Source organism: Bradyrhizobium sp., assembly GCF_035273305.1.
Taxonomy (GTDB): domain Bacteria; phylum Pseudomonadota; class Alphaproteobacteria; order Rhizobiales; family Xanthobacteraceae; genus Bradyrhizobium.
The window spans coordinates 1-3,597 of sequence record NZ_DATEPI010000259.1 but is presented as its reverse complement, the minus strand read 5'-3'; the positions used below and the strand labels follow the sequence as shown (position 1 = coordinate 3,597).

The following is a 3,597-nucleotide window of genomic DNA, read 5'->3' as shown; positions in this document are numbered from 1 at the left end:
CGCGAGGCGATTGCATGACGGGCATTCCCAAAAAGCGCGATTCAGTATTCCAGAGAATTGTTGATGAATCGAGATGCCAGTGCTCTGGAAGATCGTTGAGGAAGCGGCTTTCGCGGACAGGCGATCTGTTTTCGAACGGGCAATCAGCGAAAATCACGTGAGCGAGGCAATATCCGCACGTCACGTGGATGGCGCAGATTCTGTCCCGGCTTGTCGGGATGCTGGCGCCGATCGTCATTCAGCGGCTCGATCAACGCCGGCCCCGGCGGCACTGCGTGCTTTCGGCTAAACGCATCATCAGCAAGATGAATGAGATCATTGGATCGGTCGAACAGTCGCTCGGCGACGAGATGCACAACCTTCTCCGGGCTGCTTTGAATACAGCCTTCGACCAGCACCAGGCGCGCGCCCATCACCTCTTTGCGAAAACGCTCCATGACCTTCGGCCAAACCACAATATTGGCAATGCCGGTTTCGTCCTCCAGCGTCATGAAGACGACCCCCTTGGCGCTGCCCGGACGCTGTCGTACCAGCACCAGGCCTGCGCAACGGACATACTGCTTGTCATTCGCATCCGAAACCGCCGCACAGGCGATGACGCGCTCTTTCGCAAAAGTTGAGCGCAGAAATTCCATGGGATGGCCTTTCAGCGATAACCGGATGGTCTGATAATCGGCCACCACTTGTTCCGGCAAAGGCATCAACGGCAACGGCTGCGCATTTTCATCCGGCTGCTCGCGGGCGATGGCAACCTCAAATAGCGGCAACGGCACATCATCGGGCAGACGCCGCACGGCCCATAGCGCGGCGCGGCGATCCAGCCCAATCGAGCGGAAAGCATCCGCATCCGCCAGCAGGATCAGCGCGCGCTTGGGCAGGCCAGTGTCACGGGCAAAATCTTCCAGCGAGGTGAAGGGGCGACGCTGCCGCGCCTTTGTAATGCGCTCGGCCCAATCTTCCGCTTTCGGCTTACCCGCCTTTTGCCGCAGAAACTCTTCGTCCGGATCGGCCCACTTGAATCCGTCGATCTGACGGAAGCCGAGTCGCACCGCGTGATAACTCCCGCTGTTCTCCTCCAACGTATTCTGCGCATAACTGAAGGAGACATCGATCTCACGCACTTCGACCCCGTTCTTGCGAGCATCGCCCACGATCTGAGCGGGCGCGTAAAATCCCATCGGCTGCGAATTCAGCAGCCCGCAGCAAAATGCATCAGGATGGAAATGCTTCAGCCATGAGGAAACATAGACGAGTTGCGCAAAGCTCGCGGCGTGACTTTCCGGAAAACCGTAGCTTCCGAACCCCTTGATCTGATCAAAGCAATTCTTTGCAAATTCAGGATCATAGCCACGCGCGATCATGTTGTTGATCATCTGTGCTTCAAATTTTCCGATCGTGCCTACATTCCGAAACGTGGCCATGGCGCGACGCAAACCGTTGGCTTGTTCAGGGGTGAATTTCGCGGCCTCGATCGCGATGCGCATGGCCTGTTCCTGGAACAGCGGCACGCCAAGCGTTTTGTGCAGAACCCTGCGCAGTTCATCCTTGTCACCGTGCGCGGGCGATGGTGACGGATAGCTCACCTGCTCCTGATTATTTCGCCGGCGCAGATACGGATGAACCATGTCGCCCTGGATCGGGCCCGGACGCACAATAGCAACCTCGATCACAAGATCATAAAAGACCCGAGGCTTCAGGCGCGGCAGCATGTTCATCTGGGCGCGGCTCTCGACCTGGAAGACGCCGACCGATTCGCCCCGGCAAAGCATGTCATAGACGGGCTTCTCATCCTGAGGAATGGTCGCCAACTCGTACCGTTGGCCTTTATGATCCGCGATGAGGTCAAAGCATTTGCGGATGCAAGTCAGCATGCCCAATGCCAGCACATCGACCTTCATCATGTTCAGCGCATCGACATCGTCCTTGTCCCATTCGATGAAGGTGCGGTCCTCCATCGCGGCATTGCCGATCGGAACATACGTATCCAGTCGGTCCTGCGTCAGTACATAACCGCCGACATGTTGTGACAGGTGCCGCGGAAACTCGATCAGCTCGGTTGCCAGTTCCACCGCAAGCACGACCATCGGGTTTTGCGGATCGAACCCCGCCTGCCTGACCTGGGTTTCCTTGAGGTCATCGCCCCAGCTTCCCCAAACCGTGTCCGCCAACGCCGCTGTTACATCTTCGGTCAGTCCGAGCGCCTTGCCAACATCGCGAATTGCGCTTCGGGGCCGGTAATGAATCACCGTGGCTATAATTGCGGCGCGATGCCGGCCATATCGCCGATAGACATATTGCATCACCTCCTCACGCCGCGAATGCTCAAAATCGACGTCGATGTCGGGCGGCTCGAGCCGTTCCTTCGAAATGAATCGCTCGAACAACAGATCGACCTTGGTGGGATTGACGGAGGTAACATCGAGCACATAGCAAACGGCGGAGTTCGCCGCCGATCCCCTGCCCTGACAAAGAATCTTGTGCTCGCGCGCGTAACGGACGATATCGTGCACGGTCAAAAAGTAATGGGCGTATTTCAGTTTTCTGATCAGGCGCAGTTCCTTGTGAAGAACTTTTTTGGTCTTGGGTGAAATCCGGATGGGGAATCTTTTGTGCGCACCCTGCCAGGTCAGATCCTCCAGGTGACGCTGTGCGGTCTTCCCCGGTGGCACCGGTTCGTCGGGATATTGATATTTAAGTTGATCAAGCGAAAAATGGATGCGGCCGGCAAACCGCATGGTTTCCCCGATCGCCTCCGGAATGTCGCGAAACAGTCGCCCCATTTCCTCGGCAGGCTTGAGGTGGCGCTCCGCATTGGCTTCAAGGCGCCTGCCGATGGCGTCGATGGTTGTCTTCTCGCGGATGCAGGTGAGGACATCCTGCAACGGGCGGCGCGATGGATGATGATACAGCACTTCATTGGTCGCCAGCAGTGGCACGCCGGCATTTGAGGCAAGATGATGAAGTCGCGCCAGACGACGTCGATCATCGCCCCGGTACAGCAGGCTCGCCGCGAGCCATACGCCATCTGCGACGCTTGCCTTCAGCCGGCCCAGAATAGCCAGCGCCTTCTCCGCTTCGAAACGATGTGGCAACACCAGGACGAGAAGCTGACCTTCTGCGAATTCCAGGAGGTCAGCGACCTTCAAATGACATTCGCCTTTCTCGGTGTCTTCTCCCCGCTTTCCGCGAGTGAGCAACTGGCATAATCGGCCGTAAGCCGCGCGATCGCGGGGATAAACCAGAATATCCGGCGTATCGTCCATAAAAACGAGACGCGATCCGATCAGAAGCCTGGGCTTGTATTTGATGGATGGATTCTCGAGTTCCTTGTAAGCCCGCACCACGCCCGCCAGCGTGTTGTGATCGGCGATGCCGATGACGGGAAGGCGCAGCTCGCCCGCTTCATGCACGTAAGCTCGCGGATCCGATCCTCCGCGCAGGAATGAGAAGTTCGTCGTGATCCCGATTTCCGCGTAAGCCCGGGTCATCATGCGAACAATCCGTGCATGTACCAGTTCGGGTGAACGGCCTTGCCTTCTTCCTGCACGATCTCGCGATCATAAAGTCCATCGCGATAGAGCCAGAACCGCAGGCCTG

General features: G+C 57.6%; 1 protein-coding gene. It reads right to left on the bottom strand.

Translation table 11 applies throughout. The features are described 5' to 3' along the window. Window positions 1-143: 143 nt before the first annotated feature. Complete coding sequence (locus VJV58_RS17260; protein WP_324138577.1) at window positions 144-3,491, bottom strand: error-prone DNA polymerase; 3,348 nt, start codon at window positions 3,489-3,491, stop codon at window positions 144-146. Window positions 3,492-3,597: the final 106 nt, after the last annotated feature.

What these genes read in the sequence shown, in the direction of transcription:
- VJV58_RS17260 (WP_324138577.1), bottom strand. Translation starts at nt 3,491, where the DNA reads ATGATGACCCGGGCTTACGCGGAAATCGGGATCACGACGAACTTCTCA.